This is a genomic window from Streptomyces sp. NPDC059861 (assembly GCF_042731435.1).
Taxonomy (GTDB): Bacteria; Actinomycetota; Actinomycetes; order Streptomycetales; family Streptomycetaceae; genus Streptomyces.
This window is the reverse complement of sequence record NZ_JBHWJQ010000012.1, coordinates 12,976-30,148: the sequence shown is the minus strand read 5'-3', so window position 1 is coordinate 30,148 and position 17,173 is coordinate 12,976. Positions and strand designations below refer to the sequence as shown.

The window sequence follows — 17,173 nt, the reverse complement described above, 5'->3', positions numbered from 1 at the left end:
CGCTCGGCGCCTACCTCACAGCGCGAGCCGTGATGCTATGAAGCGACCAGGTGCGGGAACACAACCTTGGGTTTTGCGTTCATAGTGTTCTCCCGCCCGGACCAGGTGAGTCCGACTGGCCCGTCGCGTCGGGCGGTGCTGTCCGGGCCCGCATTTCCACGGAGTCGGGCAGGGTGCCGGGGGCGAGGCCACAGGTGCCGGACTCCGACACGGCGTCCTGTCCCCTCAGGCGGACGGTGACCTGCCCGTCGACGTCCTGGCTGTAGGCGATCGTGCAGATCAACTGGCGCCGTGCGGTACTGTCCAGTCCGCCCAGGGCGACGGGCACGTCGGCGGTGACGAGGCCGCCCGGGGAGACCTCGACCGTGACGGTCCCGCCGGGGTCGGCAGGCGGAAGTGAGGTCCCGAGTCCGGCGGCACGGCCGTTCTCCCCCGGGCCGCCGAGCAGCGCGAGAACCGCCTCTTCCGTCCCCGCGGGCCCAGGCTGCGCGCCGGAGAGGTCCTGATATTCGGAGCCGAACCCGCCGGCCGCCTTGGTCGTCCGCAGCACGGGAAGCAGGTCCCCGTCGGGCGAGCGGAAGAAGAGCAGCATGTCGGAGTCGCGGTTCAGGAAGGCCTGGACGGTGGCGGGACTGCCCGCCGCGATGACATCGGTCTCCTGGATGCCGCAGCCACCGAGCAGCAGCGCGGCCGCCGGCACGGCGACAGCTGCTGCGCGTCGGCGCGTTCGCGCACCCCTCATCCGCCGGCCTCCTCCGCGTGGAGCGGTATCTCCACAGTGAAGACGGCACCGCCCCCGGGCAGGTTCCCCGCACGGATCGTTCCGCCGTGCAGCCTCACGTTCTCCCGTGTGATCGCCAGTCCCAGGCCGCTGCCCGCCGAGCGGGTACGGGCGGCGTCGGCCTTGTAGAAGCGGTCGAAGATGTGCGGAAGCGCCTCCGGCCGGATCCCCGGTCCGCTGTCGGCGACCTCGGTGATCAGCACGGGCGGGCCCTCGGGGCGCGCCTCGCTGCGCAGCCGTACGGTGACGGGCGCGCTGCCGTGCCGCAGGGCGTTGCCGACGAGGTTGGCGACGACGACGTCGAAGCGGCGCGGGTCCAGCCGGGCGCGGATGCCATCGGGCAGTTCGGTGCGGACCCGGCCGTCGGTCCACTGCCGGCTCTGCAGGGTCTTGCGGAGGGCCTCCGCGACGTCGACCTCGTCGGCGTTCAGCTCGGCCGCGCGGGCGTCGAAGCGGGAGATCTCCATCAGATCCTCGACGAGCACGGCGAGCTTTCCGGTCTCGGTGCTGACCAGCCGGACCGCGCGGGCGGTGTCGGCGTCCAGCCCGTCGGCGTCCTCGTCGAGGACCTCGGTGACGGCGAGCATTCCGGCGAGCGGGGTGCGCAGTTCGTGCGAGACGTCGGCGGCGAAGCGGCGGGCGCGTGCCTCGGCCTCGCGCAGTTCCTGCACCGAGCGTTCGAGTTGGCCCGCGGACTCGTTGAAGGTGTGCGCCAGATCGGCCAGTTCGTCACTGCCCCGCACCGGGATCCGGGTGTCGAGCCTGCCGCTGCCCATGCTCTGGGCGGCCCGGCGCAGATTGCGTACGGGGCGCAGCACGCTGCGCGAGGCGATCAGGCCGGGTATCAAGGAGACGGCGAGGCCGGGCAGGGCACCGTCCCGCGCGGCCGTGACCAGCGCCTCGACGTTGACCTGCTCGTCGGTCATCCGCATGACGGCGTAGAGGACGAGCCCGGTGGGCAGCACGCTGTCGGGGCTCGCCTTGAAGACCGTGGGCATGGCGATGGTGAGGTACGGGACGCCGTCCTTGACGACCCGCTCGAAGCTGCCGTTGGGGTTGGCCCGCGCGGCGCGGCGCAGCTCGGGCGTGATGACGGTGGAGACAGGGCTCTCGCCGGAGGAGGCGCGGAGCGAGCCGTACTCGGCGAAGACCACCCAGGTGCGTGGTTTGCCCTTGCGGGCGAGGTCGCGCAAAACCTCCTCCAGGCCCTCCCGCTGCACGGGCAGTCCCCAGCCCGTCTGCTGGACCTGGTCGCGGAACGACGACACCGCGGTGTCCTGGGCGGTCTGCAGCAGGGCGCTACGGGCCTCGCGGTAGGTCAGCGCGGCGGTGGTCCCGGCGCTGACGGCGGCGACCAGCAGGAAGGACAGCACCAGCCGCACGCGCAGCCCGAACGCCCAGGACCGCATCCGCCGCAGCGGCGACCGGCTCGGACGCCGCACCTCCGGCGCCTGCGCACCGGCCGGCGTCCCGCCACCGCCGGGCCCGGGTGCGTGTCCGGTGATCACAGCGGTCCGAAGCGGTAGCCGAAGCCCCGCAGGGTCTGGACGTAGCGAGGGGTGCCGTCCTCGTCCTCGATCTTGCTGCGGAGGCGCCTGACGCAGGCGTCGACCAGGCGCGCGTCGGCGTGGTAGCTGTGCTCCCAGACGTGCTCCAGCAGTTGCTGCCTGCTGAACACCTGCTCCGGGGCGGAGGAGAGGTGCAGCAGGAGTTTCAGCTCGGAGGGCGCCAGCGGCAGCCGCTTGCCGGCCTTGGTGACGGTCAGTCCGGCCCGGTCGATGGCCAGCTCGCCGTAGACCTCGATGGACGGACGGCCCGGGCCGGCGTCCTCGATACGGCGCAGCACGGCGCGGATGCGGGCCTCGATCACCTCGGTACGGGCGGGCTTGACGATGTAGTCGTCGGCACCGGCCTCCAGGCCGATGACCACGTCGAAGTCGTCGCCGCGCGCGGTGAGCATGATGATCGGCAGCTGGCTGTTCTCGCGGACCCGGCGGCAGACCTGGACGCCGTTCATGCCGGGCAGCATCAGGTCCAGCAACAGCAGGTCGGGGCGGAACTCGATCAGCGCGGCGAGGCCGGCCTCGCCGGTCGCGGCCGCCCGTACCTCGTGGCCGCGGCGGCGCAGACCGAGTTCGACTCCTTCGCGTACGGAGGGGTCGTCCTCGATGAGGAGCACGCGGGGCATCAGCAGTCTCCCTCGGTGGTGGTCAGGACCGGGTGACTCGCCGGCGCAGGCCGGAGAGCAGGGCGTCGAGTTCGGTGAGGCGCAGCGGACGGGCGAGCAGGGCGAAGGTGAGGGCCACGGCTGCCGCGCCGGCGGCCGTGGCGGCCAGGGCCCCCGCCCGTGCGGCGCCGAAGGCCGCCAGGTGGCCCAGCACGGTGGCGGGCACGGCGGCGAGGAGCAGCCGTACGTGCGCGACGGCGGCGGACGACCGCAGCGGCCGGGCGACGGCGAGCCGCCGGCTCAGCACCCGGGCCGTCACCGCCCAGCCCGCGCACAGCGCCAGCGAGTACGCCGCCGCCATCCCTGTCACGGCCCAGCGGGCCGGCAGCAGTTGGGCGGCGGCCAGGGACAGTCCCGCGTTGACGGCGACGATCACCAGGTTGAGCAGGAAGGGCGTACGGGTGTCGGAGAGCGCGTAGAAGGTGCGCGACAGGACGTACTGGCCCGACATGGCGACGAGTCCGGGCGCGAAGGCCATGAGGATCCCGGCCATGGCTGCCGTGTCGCCGGCGCTGGTCCTGCCGTACCCGAAGACGAGGGCCATCACCGGCTGGGCGAGCGCGAACAGCATGCAGGCGGCGGGTACGACGGCGGACGCGGAAGCGCGCAGGGCGTGCGAGACGTCGCGTCGTACGGCCGCGGTGTCCGCGTCGGCGGCCGCGGCGCTCATCCGGGGCATCAGCGCCGTCACCAGGGAGACCGTGATGATGCCGTGCGGTACGGCCCACAGGGCATACGCGTTGTTGTACGCGCTGAATCCGGGGCCGCCCTCGACGCCCGCGTTCGTGGCCAGCCGGGTCGTGACCCAGTAGGCGGCCTGGTTGGCCAGGACCAGGAGCACGAGCCAGCCGGCCGCCCGCAGCGGGCGGGTCAGTCCGCTGCCGCGCCAGTCGAAGCGGGGCCGCCAGCGGAAGCGGGCCGCGCGCAGGGCGGGCACCAGGGCGAGCGCCTGGACGGCGATACCCGCGGTCGTACCCCAGCCGAGCACCGCGGTCTCGGTCGCGGTGAGCCTGTCCCCGCCGCCCATGGCCAGCGCGAGATACAGACCGAAGACGGTCATGACGACGAGGTTGTTGAGGACCGGCGCCCACATCATCGCGCCGAACCGGCCACGTGCGTTGAGCACCTGGCCGAGCAGCGTGAACAGTCCGAGGAAGAAGATCTGGGGCAGGCAGTAGCGGGCGAACGCGATCGTCATGGCCGCCTGTTCGCCGACGTAGTCGGTGTACAGGCCGACGATCGCGGGGGCCGCCCACACCGCGGCGGCGGTGATCGCCAGCAGGGCGGCGACGCAGACGGTGACGAGCCGGTCGGTGTACGCGGCGCCGCCGTCGGCGTGCTCCTTGGCGGCCTTGACCAGCTCCGGCACGAAGACGGCGTTCAGGGCGCCGCCGAGGAGCAGCATGTAGACGATGGTGGGCAGGGAGTTGCCGACCGCGTAACCGTCGGCGGTCGGCCCGATGGTGCCGAGCGCCGCGGCGACCACGGCGGACCGGGCGAATCCGGTGGCCCGGGACACGATGGATCCGGCGGCCATGACGGCGCTGCTGCGGGCCGCGGAGGGCGGCTCGGGCGCGTCGCCGGGGGTGTGAGGGGCGGGCTTGTCAGGATCGGCGACGACGCCTGCGCCTGCGCCTGCGCCTGCAATGGACTGCTCGCCGTGCCGGGCGCGGGGCACGGTGGCGTCCGCGCCGGTGTGCGGGACACTCTTGGTGTGGTCCGCACCGGAACCGCCGCTGTCCGTTCCCTCGGCCGCCCGTGTAGTCCGCTTCATCGGCGGTTCAGGTACGCCTGGAAGGCGCGGTAAAGCGTCTGGTTGGCGGCGCCGCCCAAGGGTCTCTCCCATTCCCCCAACGTCTCGACGACCTGTCCGCCGGTGCCGAGCTTCCACCGCAGCAGTCCGTACGCACGTTCGTCAGGGTCGAGAGTGGAGGGTACCCCGCGCATGTCGTAGACGTCAGCGCCGACGGCGTGGGCGTCCAGCAGCATCCGCCACTGCAGGGCGTTGGAGGGCCGGACCTCGCGGCGGTGGTCGGCCGAGGCACCGGTCTGGTACCAGACTCTGCCGCCCACGGTGATCATCGTGTGGGCGGCGAGTATCTCCCCGCGGTGCCGGGCGAGGTACAGCTTCATCCGGCCCGGCTCCTCCGCGTTGAGTGCCCGGTACTGACGCTCGTAGTACGCGAGCGAGCGGCCGAGCCGGAAACCGTCACGCTCCTCGGTGACGCGCAGCAGCCGGTAGAACTCGGGAAGCTCGGCCGCGCTGCCCACCATCACCTCCACGCCCTCCTTCCGGGCACGCCGGACGTTGCGGCGCCACTCCTGGTTGAGCCCGGACCACAGGTCCTCGGTGGTGCGTCCGCCGAGCGGCACCCGGAAGACATGGCGGGGCTGGGCATCACCGTCGTCCCCGGTCCCGTCACCACCGCAGCGGCGCCAGCCCCGGGCGCGCAGCCGCTCGGCGACGGCGGTGCCGAGCGGGTCGACCTCGCTGGCGAGGACGTCGGCCAGGCGCCGGCCCGGACCGGTGAGCGACTTGAGCAGGGCGGCGTCCCAGCGCCGGTACGCGGGCGAGGGGCCGATGCGGACGGCGAAGGCGCCCAACCGGCGCAGATGCTCCAACAGGGGGGTGAGCCAGCCGTCGATGTCCGGGTCGCGCCAGTCGACGACGGGGCCTTCGGGAAGGTAGGCGAAGTACTTGCGGGTGCCGGGGAACTGCCGCAGCAGCACCAGCGCGACCCCGGTCAGCTCACCGGCGTCGGGGTCCGGTCCCCAGCCGACCAGCTGGGCGCGCCAGCCGTCCTTGACGCCGGCCCAGGACGGGCACTGGAGAAAGCCGGCGCCGAGTGCCGCGCCTGCGGGGGACGCGAGGAAGGCGCGGTAGGCCTCGGCGGTGACGGGTCCCAGGGCGAGGTCCCGGTTCCGTTCTCGGTCATGGCGGCCGGGCGGCACAAGCAGCGCTGACACAGTCTGAGCCTCTCCTTCTCCCCGGGCCTGTCGCGGGGACACACAAGATGCTCACAGCGGCCCATGACCGCCCCGAGCGGTGAATGTGACCGGACCATGACCGTTCGTCACCAGTCGTCGTCACACAGCTCCGTAGCCGCTGACCTGGAGTTTTCCGGCTCTACAGTCACGAATGTCCGCCGATCCAGGCTCGTTCAGTTCCGTCACGGAGGTTCTGTTGCACCGCACACGTGTACGCGCCCACGCCCGGGTACAAGCTGCCGTCGCGGCCGCGCTGCTGGCACCGCTCGCCGCCTGCTCTTCGAGTGGCTCTCCCACCGCCTCGGACACCGGGGCGACCAGGACCGCCGACGACCGCCCGGTCACCGTCACCGTCACCCCCACAGGAGAACGGGCAAAGGCGGGCGAGCCCGTGACGGTCACCGCACGGCACGGCCGTCTCACCTCGGTGACCGTCACCGACGGCGAGGGCCGCAGACTCGCCGGCAAGGTCGCCCGCGACGGCACGTCATGGATCTCGGACCGCAAGGCGGCGCCCGGCACGGCGTACGCGGTCACGGCGGCGACCCGGACGGTGGGCGGTACCGCGGGCAGGACCGAGGCCTCGTTCACCACGGCCCCGGCGGACAAGGTCAACAAGGTCGACTGGCGGCCGGGCGCCGGCGCCACCGTCGGTATCGCCCAGCCCATCTCGCTCGTCTTCGACAACCCCGTCAAGAACCGGGCGGAGGTCGAGAAGCAGCTCAGGATCACCACCTCGAACGACACCGAGGGCTCCTGGGGCTGGATGCGCGACTGGTCGGGCAGGGACCGGGTGGACTGGCGGCCGAAGGAGTACTGGAAACCCGGTACCAAGGTCACTCTGGACGCCGAACTGAACGGCACCGACTCGGGCACGGACGGCGGCTGGTTCGTGCGCGACTACACGACCACCTTCACCGTCGGCGCCCGGCAGATCGTCGAGGTCGACCTCGACAACCATCGGCTCACGCTCGTACGCGACGGCAGGACCGTGCGGCGCATCCCGGTCTCCGGTGGCACGCCCGGCGGCGACAAGCGCTCCTGGCGCGGAACCGCCGTCCTCATGGCCAAGGAGGGCACGATCAACATGAACTCCGAGACGGTCGGCCTCGCCGACGCCTACAACAAGATGGTCGACTACTCGATGCGGCTGACCTGGTCGGGCATGTACGCCCACGCCGCCCCGTGGAACGCCCGCTATTTCGGCAACGACAACCGCAGTTCGGGCTGCATAGGGATGAGCGACGCGGACGCGGCCTGGTTCTACGGACAGGTACGGCCGGGCGACCCGTTCGAGATCACGGGCAAGGACACGAAGGGTGTGGTCGCGCCGGGGAACGGCTTCGGTGCGTGGAACGTGTCGTGGGCGCAGTGGCAGGGGAAGAGCGCGCTGAGCTGAGACGGGGTGGGGCGCAGGGGTGGGGCGGGTGTTCGCGCCGTCACCCCTCTCCTTGGACCCGTCGGGCGAACGTGGGGCGAGGGCGTGGTGCCTGGAGGCGGGAGCGGGAAGCGCATGCTCATGCAGCCAGGCACTTCGCCCTCGGTGTACCCGCTCCTGCGCAGGACCGCCGCATACGCGTGGCGCCTGCTCGCCGTCGGCGCCGTCGTGTACGCGGTCTTCGCCGTACTGGGACAGTTCCACGAGATCGGCGTCGCCGTCTTCCTCGGTCTGGTCGTCACCGCGCTCCTGCGTCCCCTCGTCGACCTGCTGGAGCGGGTGATGCCGCGCCCGCTCGCCGTCGCGTCGTCCCTCGTCGGGAGCGCGGTCCTGGCGCTGGGAGTGCTGGTGCTGGTGGGCGAGGCGGTGGCCGGAGAGAGCACAACGCTGGTAAGCGAGTTCCGGGACGGCGTCGGGCGGATCGAGGACTGGCTCAGCCGTCCGCCGTTCCGCGTGGACGTGGCCGCGCTGAACATCCAGGACAAGGTCGCGGAGTTCATCGCGACTCACCGTTCCGACCTCGTGAGCACGGCGCTGAGCAACGCGAGACGGCTGGTGTCGATCCTGACCACTGTAGCCCTCGGGCTGTTCTGCTCGGTGTTCTTCCTGCAGTCGGGCCACCGGCAATGGACCTGGGTGATCGAACAGCTGCCGACGTCCGTACGGGCCCATGTGACACTCGGCGGACGGGCGGCCTGGCGCAGCTTCACCGGTTACACACGGGGGATCGTGCTGGTGGCGGCGACGAACGCGATTCTCGTCGGTGTGGCCCTGGCCCTGCTCGGCGTACCGCTGGCCGTTCCCCTGGCCCTGCTCGAATTCGCCGCCGCCTTCGTGCCCCTGATCGGTTCACCCATCGCCCTCGCGGTGGCCACGGTCGTGGCGCTCGCCTCCCAGGGACCGCTGGTGGCGGCCGTGGTCCTCGGACTGATCGTCGTCATCGGCCAGATCGAGGGCCATCTCCTGCATCCCCTCGTCATGAGCTGGGCCGTCCGGCTGCACCCGCTGGTGGTGGCCGTCTCGGTCGTGGCGGGAGCGATCGCGGCGGGCGTGGTGGGGGCCGTGGTGGCGGTGCCGTTCGTGTCGGTGATCTGGTCGGTGTACACGACGCTGCGTGAGGCCACGAGCGCGGAGGCCTAGGCGTACCGCCGGTCCTCGCACCGTCCGCCCGGACCACTGACCGGAGGGACCGACGGCCGAGCGGACCGACGGCCGAGCGGACCGACGGCCGGGCGGACAGACCGACGGCCGGGCGGACCGTGGCTGTCACCCTTCGGCGGCCTCCCGGATCTGCGGCTCGAACTCCCGCCGTACGTAGGCGTCGAACGGCTCCGACAGCGCGCCGTCGATCACCCGCCGCACCTGGTGCCCCGCGGCGAACTCCTTGATCGCCGCGCGGGATTCCGGCCCCACGCCCCCGCCGATGATCAGCACCCCGAATTCCCCGGTCTCCAGCAGCTTCCGGGCCTCCTCGTCGGTGCTCACCCCCTCCGCGTCGAAGCCGTCCGCGCGCAGGGTGGCCAGCACCGCCGTCACCCTGGCGGGCGTCCTTCCCAGCACCAGTGTCCTCATGGCCGTCCCTCTCCCTCGTGTCGACGTCAACGCACCCGGCTTCATGATCTCAACCGGCCTTTCGCCGCGGCCTGCACGGCCTTCGAGGGCTTGGCGTCAGCTCGGTGAGGGTCGTGTCCATCAGCGTGGGGGCGTAGTCGGGGTCCAGCATGCCCGGGCGGAAGAGGATGCGGTACACCATCGGCGCCACCACGCGGTCGATGACGACGTCGACGGCGGGCACCGGCTCGTCCCGTTCGCTCGCGCCTGCTCGGTGGCGTGCCGGGCTGTTCGCCTGAGCGGCCGAACGCCCGCGATGCGTGCGGGCGAAACCTCTTACCGGCCTCTACGGTGTGCCATCGGAAGGCGCGGGTGGTGCAGGTGACAGCAGGTCAGCAGGGTGACGCGGGCAGGACGCCGGACATTGCCGTCACCGCGGCCCGGGCGGGTGACATCGCCGCCGCGCGGCTCAAGGAACGCATCTACGCGACCCTCACCCTGACCGCTGTCGTGGTCGCCCTCGTCGAGACAGAGCGCCCCGAGCACCTCGAATCCGCCCTCACGGTGGCCGTGACGGCGCTCGGCGTGTGGCTGGCCACCCTGGTCGCCGACGAGCAGTCCCACCGGGCGCTCACCGGGCGCAGCACCTCCCCGCAGGAACTTCGCACGGCCGTGTACGTCTCCAGTCCGCTGCTGCTGACCGCCGCGGGGCCGCTGGTACTGATCGGGATCTCGGCGCTCGGCGCCCTGGAGTTGGGCACCGCCCTGCTGATCAGCGCCGGCGTGGAAGTGGGCACCCTGTTCCTGTGGGGCTGGCGAAGCGGCCTGCGCATGGGCAACGGCCGGCTGAACGCCTTGTTCTCGGGCTTCCTCGACACCTTGATCGGCGTGGGCGTCGTCGCCGTGAAGCTCCTCGCCGGCCATTGAGCGGACCGTCGTGGTCGGAGACGTCCGCGAGACAGTCCTGCCCGCCCACAGCCGCGCCGGTGCCACGCCGCCGGCGTCGAGGCCGGCTCACCGACGCGGCCGTGAGCGAGTCAGAGTTCCCCGTCGGCCGGGGAACTCCCCGTCAGGGCAGGGTCCACTTCTGGTTGGCCCCGGTGTGGCAGGACCACAGGTGCACCGGCGTCCCGTCGTTCCAGGTGCCGCCGGACGCGTCGAGGCACTTGCCTGACTGCGGGTTACGGACGGTGCCGTCGGCCTGAGGTGTCCATCTCTGGGCGCCGGTGCCGTTGCACGTCCACAGCTGGATCCTCGTGCCGTCGGCGCTGCCGCCCCCGGAGACGTCCAGGCACTTGCCCAGCGCCTTCAGCGTGCCGTCCTCGACGGTCCACCGCTGCGCGGTGCTGCCGTTGCACGTCCACACCTGGATCCTCGTGCCGTCCGCGGTCTGCGCCCCGTCGACGTCCAGGCACTTGCTGTTGACCCCGCGCACGGGGCCGGAGCGCGTGGTCGTGGCGGTGGTGAGGGAGAACTCGTCGACGTCGAAGAGGGAGCCGGCGCCGCCCTTGAACACCAGGTACAACGTGGTCGAGCCGCCGGGCCTGTCGACAAGGGGCGTGGTCACGTCCTGGAAGGTCTCCCAGCCGCCGGTCACCGGCACGGTGGCGGTGCCGAGCAGGGTACCGGTCGTCGATCCGGCCCGGACCTCGATCGTCCCTCCGGTCCCGGCGGACGAGACCCGGGCGGTGAACTGGTTCGCGTTGCCCAGCGCGTACGGCTTGAACGAGATCCAGTCACCGTTCTCGATGTGGCCGACCGTCCTGCCGCCGTGCGCGGGGGCGTGGGAGACGACCTGGACGCCGGCCGAGTCGCCGTAGTGCTCCGCCTGGCGGTGGGAGGGCTGGATGACGTGCTGGTCGTGCGTGGTGAGCGCCGGCTGACCGCCCGCTCCCTTGTCGGTGTACTCCGCGTCGAGCACTCCGAAGAGGTTGGCGTCCGGGTCGTGCTCACCGTCGGCCGACGTCTGCAGTGTGCCGGAGCAGCCGGTCGCCGAGGTCTGCGGGTGGCCGTGGCTGTCGTGCCCGATGATGAAACTGACCTTGACCTTGGAACAGTCGATGGTGCCGTCCTCGGGGTCGGTGACCGTGACCCTGAAGGGGATCGCCGCGCCGAAGTCGTAGATGCTGCCGTCGGCCGGCAGGTCCAGTTGGACCGTGGGCGCGGTGTTGCCCACGGTGATCGGCACGGAGGCGGTGCCGGACCTGCCGGTGGAGTCGGTCACCGTGAGGGTCGCCGTGTACTGCCCGTTGGTGTTGTACGTGTGAGCCGGGTCGGCCGCCGTCGAGGTGCCGCCGTCGCCGAACCTCCAGGAGTAGCTGAGGGCGTCGCCGTCCGGGTCGGAGGTGCCCGCGGAGGAGAACGTCACGCTCAGCGGCGCCTTGCCCGAGGTCACGTCCGCCTTGGCCTGGGCAAGGGGCGCGCGGCCCCCGGTGATGTGCTCGATCCGGTACAGGGCCGAGTTCTCGTCGCCGTTGAAGTAGCCGGTGCCGTAGTCCAGGACGTACAGGGCGCCGTCGGGACCGAAGGCCATGTCCATCACCTGGGTGCCGGTCCAGGGGAAGGCGTTGATGGACTGGACCGTGCCGTCGCCGCCGCTCTCGATCCGCTTGATCCAGCGTCGCCCGAACTCGCCGGCGAAGTAGTCGCCGTCGAACTCCTGGGGGAACTTGACCTCCGAGGTGGAAAACGCGTCGTAGCGGTAGACCGGTCCGCCCATGGGTGACTCGGAGCCGCCTCCGAACTCCGGTACCGAGCCGCCGTTGTACGGGATCCAGGCGGGCTGGGCGGGCGGCAGGTCGGTGAGACCGGTGTTGCGGGGCGAGGTGTTCCTCGGTGCCGCGCAGTTGAACGCGGAGCCCGAGGTGCCGCCGGCGAAGTCGTGGTCCACGTAGGCGTCGTTCCTGCCGGTGCAGTACGGCCAGCCGTAGTTGCCGGCCTTGGTGATCCGGTTGAACTCGACCTGTCCCTCGGGGCCCCGTGCCGGGTTGGCCGAGCCCGCGTCGGGTCCGTAGTCACCCAGGTACACGATGCCCGTGGCCTTGTCGACGCTCATCCGGAACGGGTTGCGGAAGCCCATCGCGTAGATCTCCGGTCGCGTCCTGGCGGTGCCGGGCGCGAAGAGGTTGCCGCTCGGGACGGTGTAGGAGCCGTCGGCGTCGACCTTGATGCGCAGCACCTTGCCGCGCAGGTCGTTGGTGTTGCCGGAGGACCGCTGGGCGTCGAAGGCCGGGTTGCGGTTCGCGCGCTCGTCGATCGGGGTGTAGCCGTCGGACTGGAAAGGGTTGGAGTCGTCGCCCGTCGACAGGTACAGGTTGCCCGCACCGTCGAAGTCGATGTCGCCGCCGACGTGGCAGCACAGGCCGCGGGAGGCGGGGACGTCGAGGATCTTCCTCTCACTGGCGACGTCGAGCGTGCCGTCGGTCCTCAGGACGAACCGGGAGAGCCGGTTGACGCCGTCGAACGGGGCGAAGTCGGCCGCGGTGCCCTCCGCGGGGGCGTCCCCGCCCGGTGTGCTCATTTTGGGGGCGTAGTACAGGTACACGTACCGGTTCGTGGTGAAGGCCGGGTCCGCCGCTATGCCCTGAAGGCCCTCTTCGTCGTGGGCGTAGACGTCGAGCTTGCCCGCCACCCTCGTGTTGCCGACCGCGTCGGTGAGGCGGACGGTGCCGTCGCGGGAGGTGTGCAGGACGGAGCGGTCGGGCAGGACCGCCAGCGTCATCGGCTCGCCCATCTCGGCCACGCCCTTGGCGAGGGTGACCTGCTGGAATTCCGGTGCCGCCGCCGCCTTCGCGGGCCGGCCCGCGTCTTCCCCGGCGGCGCCCGCGGGGACGGCGGGCAAAACGATACCGACGGCGCCTGCCACCGTCGGTACGAGCCATCGAAGGAGTCTGCGTCTTAACGGGCTTGTGCGCACAGGTGCCTCCCGGAGGTGGGGGTAGCGACAGGGCCGAGCGGACCTGCCGTGGGAGTACGGGGCGCGCGCCGTCGCGCCATGACACACCGGCCGCGCTGTGACGGGCGTGTCACAAGGAAGTTAGCGGCGTTCGTTCCGGGCCGTAAGTCCTTTTGTCCAAGATCTCGTTACTTCTTCCCGGGCCCGGACAAAGTGCCTCAACCGTTCACCACCGGAAAGTCCTGCCGCCCTGGCGCGCGCCTTCGGGCCCCCCGACCGACCGACCACCAGAAGGTTGCCTCGTTTGACTGAGGTTTCCGTCACATCAGATGTGACCAGTTCCGCCCGGTTCTGTGTGGAGACTTTGCGAAGGACGCTGGTAATTTGAGAGCGCCGCGATACCCCGCGAGGTCGGGGAGGGGGAGTCAGGATTTGCGGCCGCTGCTGCGGCAACAACATCCCACCTCGTACGTCCGTACGGTCTGCCTGCGCGAGCAAGATGAAGTGCGGAGGGAGGCACATTCGTGGCCCAGGGAGGGCAGGGGGGACGCGATCAGGCTGGCGACGAGGAGCCTCTGGAGCCTGACGTCACCATGCAGTTGAAGGTCCCGCCACCACCACCGCGGCCCGCCGCGGACGAGACCATGCAACTGCGCGTACCCGAAGGCGGAATACCCGACGGGTCCGACGTGACCGCGACTTCCGGTGTACCCGACGAGATATCCGACGATCCCGACACGGACTCCGCCGCGTCCGGCATGTCCGGCAAGTCCACCCGTCGCCGTCGCAAAGCCCCCCGCCCCTCCCCCGCAGCCCGCCTCACCGCGGTCCTCGGCCCCCGGCTCGCCGTCGTGCTCGGCTTCCTGGCCGCCCGCCTCGGCCCCCTCGCCACCCGCCTCAGCCCCTACGCCCGCCGACTGCGCCCGCTGTACCCCCGGCCGGGCCGCACCGGGTGGCGCCGCTGGATCCCCTCCTGGCGCCAGTCCGTCGGCGGCGTCCTCGCCTCCCTCGGGCTGAGCACGCTGTTCCTGGTCGTCGCCTACGCCGCCACCGACATCCCGGACAACCTCAACACCTACGCCACCCAGCAGGACAACGTGTACTTCTGGGCCGACGGCACCCCGATGGCCCGCACCGGCTGGGTGCAGCGGCAGGCGATGCCGCTGAAGGACGTCCCCGAGGACGTCCGCTGGGCGGTGCTGGCCGCCGAGAACGAGAGCTTCTACAGCGACCCCGGCATCTCCTTCAAGGGCATCACCCGCGCCCTGTTCCGCACCCTGGGCCGGGGCGACACCCAGGGCGGCTCGACCATCACCCAGCAGTACGTCAAGAACGTCTACCTCAACCAGGACCAGACGCTCACCCGCAAGGTCACCGAGGCGATGATCGCCCTCAAGCTGGACAACAGGATGAGCAAGGACGAGATCCTGGAGAGCTATCTCAACACCAGCTGGTTCGGCCGCGGTACCTACGGCATCCAGCGCGCCTCCCAGGCCTACTACGGCAAGGACGTCAGCGAGCTCGACGCCAGCGAGGCCGCCTTCCTCTCCTCCCTGCTCAAAGGCGCCGGCCTGTACGACCCCACGCTCAGCCGGGCCAACCACGACCGGGCCGTGGAACGCTGGTCGTGGATCCTCGACCGCATGGTGGCGATCGGCAAGCTGTCGCCGCAGGAGCGCGCCACGTACAAGTCGTTCCCCGAGCCGCTGAAGAGCAACCCGCTCTACGACACCGGCGAGCAGAGCGACTACCTGGTCGAACTCGCCTCGCAGTACGCCAAGAAGACCGCGCGGATCTCCGACAAGGACTTCGACCTCGGCGGCTACCAGATCTACACGACCTTCGAGAAGCACCGCGAGGCGCAGCTCACCGAAGCCGTCACCAAGGCCCGCAAGCAGGCCAAGGAGGATCATCCGAAGCTTGCCGGGACCGCCCACTACGGCGCCGCCTCCATCGCCTCGGACGGCCGGATCCTCGCCGTCTACGGCGGCCCCGACCACCGTACGCAGGGATACAACGAGTCCAACGCCACCACCGTGCCCGCCGGTTCGGCGTTCCTGCCGTTCGTCTACGCCGCCGGTCTGGAGCACGGGGTGCGCAAGTCCCGCGACGGCGAGGTCACGGAGGTGACCGGGGAGTCCCTCTACAACGGCGACGACGGCGTGCCCGTCACGACGCCCGAGGGCCCGTACTGGGACCGCAGCGGCCGCAAGGTCGCCGCACACAACGACGACGGCAGGTCCTACGGGCAGATCTCCCTGCACCAGGCGCTCGCGCAGTCCGTCAACACCCCGTTCATGCAGCTCGGCATGGACACCGGTCTGGAGAAGGTGCGCTCCACCGCCGAGGCCGCCGGGCTGCTGTCCTCCAGCATCGGCGCCCAGGTGCCCGCCCTGTCCACCGGCAGCTCCACGCCCAGCGCCATCCGCATGGCCAGTGGCTACGCCACCTTCGTCGCCGACGGCATGCACACCGAGCCCTACTCGGTGCGCAGGATCACCCACAACGGCGACAAGGTCGCCCTCACCGCGGCGCCCAACCGCCGCGCCATGAGCGCCGACACCGCCCGCGAGGTCCAGTCCGCCCTCACCGACGCCTTCCGCACCGCCCACCCGGACGCCGCTCCCGCCGACGCCGAGGTCGCCGGGAAGGTGGGCACGACCGAGGACGACACCGCCGCCTGGTACGTCGGCAGCGCCAAGAAGGTGGCCACGGCGGTCGTCGTCTACCGCATCGATCTGAAGAAGAGCCTCGAACCCCTGCCGCTCCAGGGCCTGGACGGGACGGAATCCGCAACCGAGAGTGTCCCGTACGGCATCTGGTCACGTGCCATGAGTCCGCTCGGCTGACCACCGGAGCGACCGGCACCGCCCCAGCCCCTGTCCCCGAGAGATTGAGCCGCAAGATGAAACAGCCGTCGGGCCGCCGCCGCAAGGCCCGAGCATCCCGCCGTCCCGCCGCCCGTCCGGGTTTCATCACCCTGGCGGCGTTCCTCGTCGTGACCTCCCTGGTCGCGGGATACCTGGTGCTCTCCCACACCGGCAACACCGCCGCGACCGCCTCGGCCAACGACCAGAACCGGCAGAACGCGGGCGCACGGGCGACCGAGGAGCCGTGGGACGGCAAGACCAAGGTGCTCGGCGACGGCTCGACGTCCTACACCGGCCCGCAGAAGAACCAGTTGAAGCCGGTACCGCTCAAGCCCGGCGAGAAGCCGCCCCAGTTCGTGGTTTTCTCCTGGGACGGCGCCCTCCAGGGTGACGACGAGCTGTTCTCGCACTACCGGGAGATGGCCAAGGAGTACAACGCCCACATGACCTTCTTCCTCACGGGCATCTACCTGGTGCCCAAGAGCAAGAAGGACCTCTACTCCCCGCCGCAGCACGACAAGGGGACCGCGGCGATCAGCTTCCCCACCGACGAGCACATACGCACCACGCTGGAGCAGCTCGGCGGCGCCTGGGAGGACGGCAACGAGATCGGCACCCACTTCAACGGCCACTTCTGCGGCGCGCGGGGCGGCGGCGACTGGAGTGTCGCGGAGTGGAAGAGCGAGATCGACCAGTTCTTCGGCTTCGTGGAGAAGTGGAAGACCAACACGGGGTACACGGACCTCGACCCGCTGCCCTTCGACATCAAGAAGGCGGTCACCGGCGGTCGCGCCCCCTGTCTGGAGGGCCAGGAGAACCTGCTGAAGGCGGCCAAGGACTACGGCTGGCGCTACGACGCCAGCTCCGCGGGCGACTTCCAGATCTGGCCGACGAAGAAGAACGGCATCTGGGACTTTCCGCTCCAGATGCTCCCGTACGAGGGCGGCAAGTACCAGGGCCTGTCCATGGACTTCAACTTCCTCTACAACCAGTCCGACGGTGAGACCGACGGCGACCCGGCCATGTACCCGCAGTGGCAGCAGGAGACCGTCGACGCCTACATGGCCGGCTTCAACCGCGTCTACTTCGGCAGCCGGGCACCGCTGTTCATCGGCAACCACTTCGAGGAGTGGAACGGCGGCATCTACATGAACGCCGTCGACGAGCTCATCAAGACCGTCTGCACCAAGAAGGACGTCAAGTGCGTCTCCTTCCAGGAGCTCGCCGCCTGGATGGACGCGCAGAAGCCGGCCACGCTGGAGCGGCTGCGCAGCCTGGACCCGGCGCAGTCCCCGGACTGGTCCACGGTCGTGCAGTGACCGCCGCCGCCCGGCGCGGCGGGCGGGGATGACAGTCCGGTAACTCCCGCCCTGTCAGGGGTGCAACCCCCTTCACGCCGGCCACACACGCCATGCAAGGATGC

13 protein-coding genes are annotated in these 17,173 nt (G+C 70.9%); 5 read left to right on the top strand and 8 right to left on the bottom strand.

Annotation, left to right across the window (positions count from 1 at the left end):
* Positions 1-79: 79 nt before the first annotated feature.
* The 5 genes from ACFV6X_RS13210 to ACFV6X_RS13190 form a co-directional block, all read right to left on the bottom strand.
* The gene (locus ACFV6X_RS13210) at positions 80-742 is read right to left on the bottom strand and encodes a hypothetical protein (protein WP_385381911.1); all 663 of its coding nucleotides are present in this window, start codon (positions 740-742) and stop codon (positions 80-82) included.
* Positions 739-2,190 (bottom strand): ATP-binding protein, encoded by a 1,452-nt coding sequence (locus ACFV6X_RS13205; protein WP_385382306.1) that lies wholly within the window; start codon positions 2,188-2,190, stop codon positions 739-741. Before ACFV6X_RS13205 ends, ACFV6X_RS13210 begins: the two co-directional genes overlap by 4 nt.
* Positions 2,191-2,285: 95 nt before the next feature.
* Positions 2,286-2,969 carry a response regulator gene (locus tag ACFV6X_RS13200; RefSeq protein WP_385381908.1) on the bottom strand — a complete coding sequence of 228 codons (684 nt, stop codon included), beginning with the start codon at positions 2,967-2,969 and terminating at the stop codon, positions 2,286-2,288.
* A 22-nt stretch (positions 2,970-2,991) separates the two neighbouring features.
* The gene (gene murJ, locus ACFV6X_RS13195) at positions 2,992-4,545 is read right to left on the bottom strand and encodes a murein biosynthesis integral membrane protein MurJ (RefSeq protein WP_385382304.1); all 1,554 of its coding nucleotides are present in this window, start codon (positions 4,543-4,545) and stop codon (positions 2,992-2,994) included.
* A 233-nt stretch (positions 4,546-4,778) separates the two neighbouring features.
* A complete protein-coding gene (locus ACFV6X_RS13190; RefSeq protein ID WP_385381905.1) occupies positions 4,779-5,975 on the bottom strand; it encodes a lipid II:glycine glycyltransferase FemX in 1,197 nt (398 codons plus the stop codon).
* Between the two features lie 172 nt (positions 5,976-6,147).
* Here ACFV6X_RS13190 and ACFV6X_RS13185 point away from each other — a divergent pair, with 172 nt between their 5' ends.
* Complete coding sequence (locus tag ACFV6X_RS13185; RefSeq protein ID WP_385381902.1) at positions 6,148-7,395, top strand: Ig-like domain-containing protein; 1,248 nt, start codon at positions 6,148-6,150, stop codon at positions 7,393-7,395.
* 120 nt (positions 7,396-7,515) lie between these two features.
* Positions 7,516-8,574, top strand: coding sequence for an AI-2E family transporter (locus ACFV6X_RS13180; protein ID WP_385382301.1), 1,059 nt, complete (start codon positions 7,516-7,518; stop codon positions 8,572-8,574).
* 126 nt (positions 8,575-8,700) lie between these two features.
* Here ACFV6X_RS13180 and ACFV6X_RS13175 read toward each other — a convergent pair whose 3' ends face one another.
* Together ACFV6X_RS13175 and ACFV6X_RS13170 are read right to left on the bottom strand one after the other, a co-directional pair.
* Entirely contained in the window at positions 8,701-9,006 is a 306-nt protein-coding gene (locus ACFV6X_RS13175; RefSeq protein ID WP_385381899.1) for a hypothetical protein, read from the bottom strand.
* A 49-nt stretch (positions 9,007-9,055) separates the two neighbouring features.
* Positions 9,056-9,229: a hypothetical protein gene (locus tag ACFV6X_RS13170; protein WP_385381896.1), complete on the bottom strand. Its 174-nt coding sequence runs from the start codon at positions 9,227-9,229 to the stop codon at positions 9,056-9,058.
* Positions 9,230-9,360: 131 nt separating this feature from the next.
* On the opposite strand from ACFV6X_RS13170, the gene ACFV6X_RS13165 reads away from it, so the two are divergent.
* The gene (locus ACFV6X_RS13165) at positions 9,361-9,912 is read left to right on the top strand and encodes a hypothetical protein (RefSeq protein ID WP_385381893.1); all 552 of its coding nucleotides are present in this window, start codon (positions 9,361-9,363) and stop codon (positions 9,910-9,912) included.
* Positions 9,913-10,054: 142 nt separating this feature from the next.
* On the opposite strand, the gene ACFV6X_RS13160 is transcribed toward ACFV6X_RS13165, so the two are convergent.
* Positions 10,055-12,901 carry a PQQ-dependent sugar dehydrogenase gene (locus ACFV6X_RS13160; RefSeq protein WP_385381890.1) on the bottom strand — a complete coding sequence of 949 codons (2,847 nt, stop codon included), beginning with the start codon at positions 12,899-12,901 and terminating at the stop codon, positions 10,055-10,057.
* Between the two features lie 572 nt (positions 12,902-13,473).
* Here ACFV6X_RS13160 and ACFV6X_RS13155 point away from each other — a divergent pair.
* Positions 13,474-15,729: a transglycosylase domain-containing protein gene (locus ACFV6X_RS13155; RefSeq protein ID WP_385381887.1), complete on the top strand. Its 2,256-nt coding sequence runs from the start codon at positions 13,474-13,476 to the stop codon at positions 15,727-15,729.
* A gap of 56 nt (positions 15,730-15,785) precedes the next feature.
* Positions 15,786-17,069: a hypothetical protein gene (locus ACFV6X_RS13150; RefSeq protein ID WP_385381884.1), complete on the top strand. Its 1,284-nt coding sequence runs from the start codon at positions 15,786-15,788 to the stop codon at positions 17,067-17,069.
* Positions 17,070-17,173 lie beyond the last annotated feature (104 nt).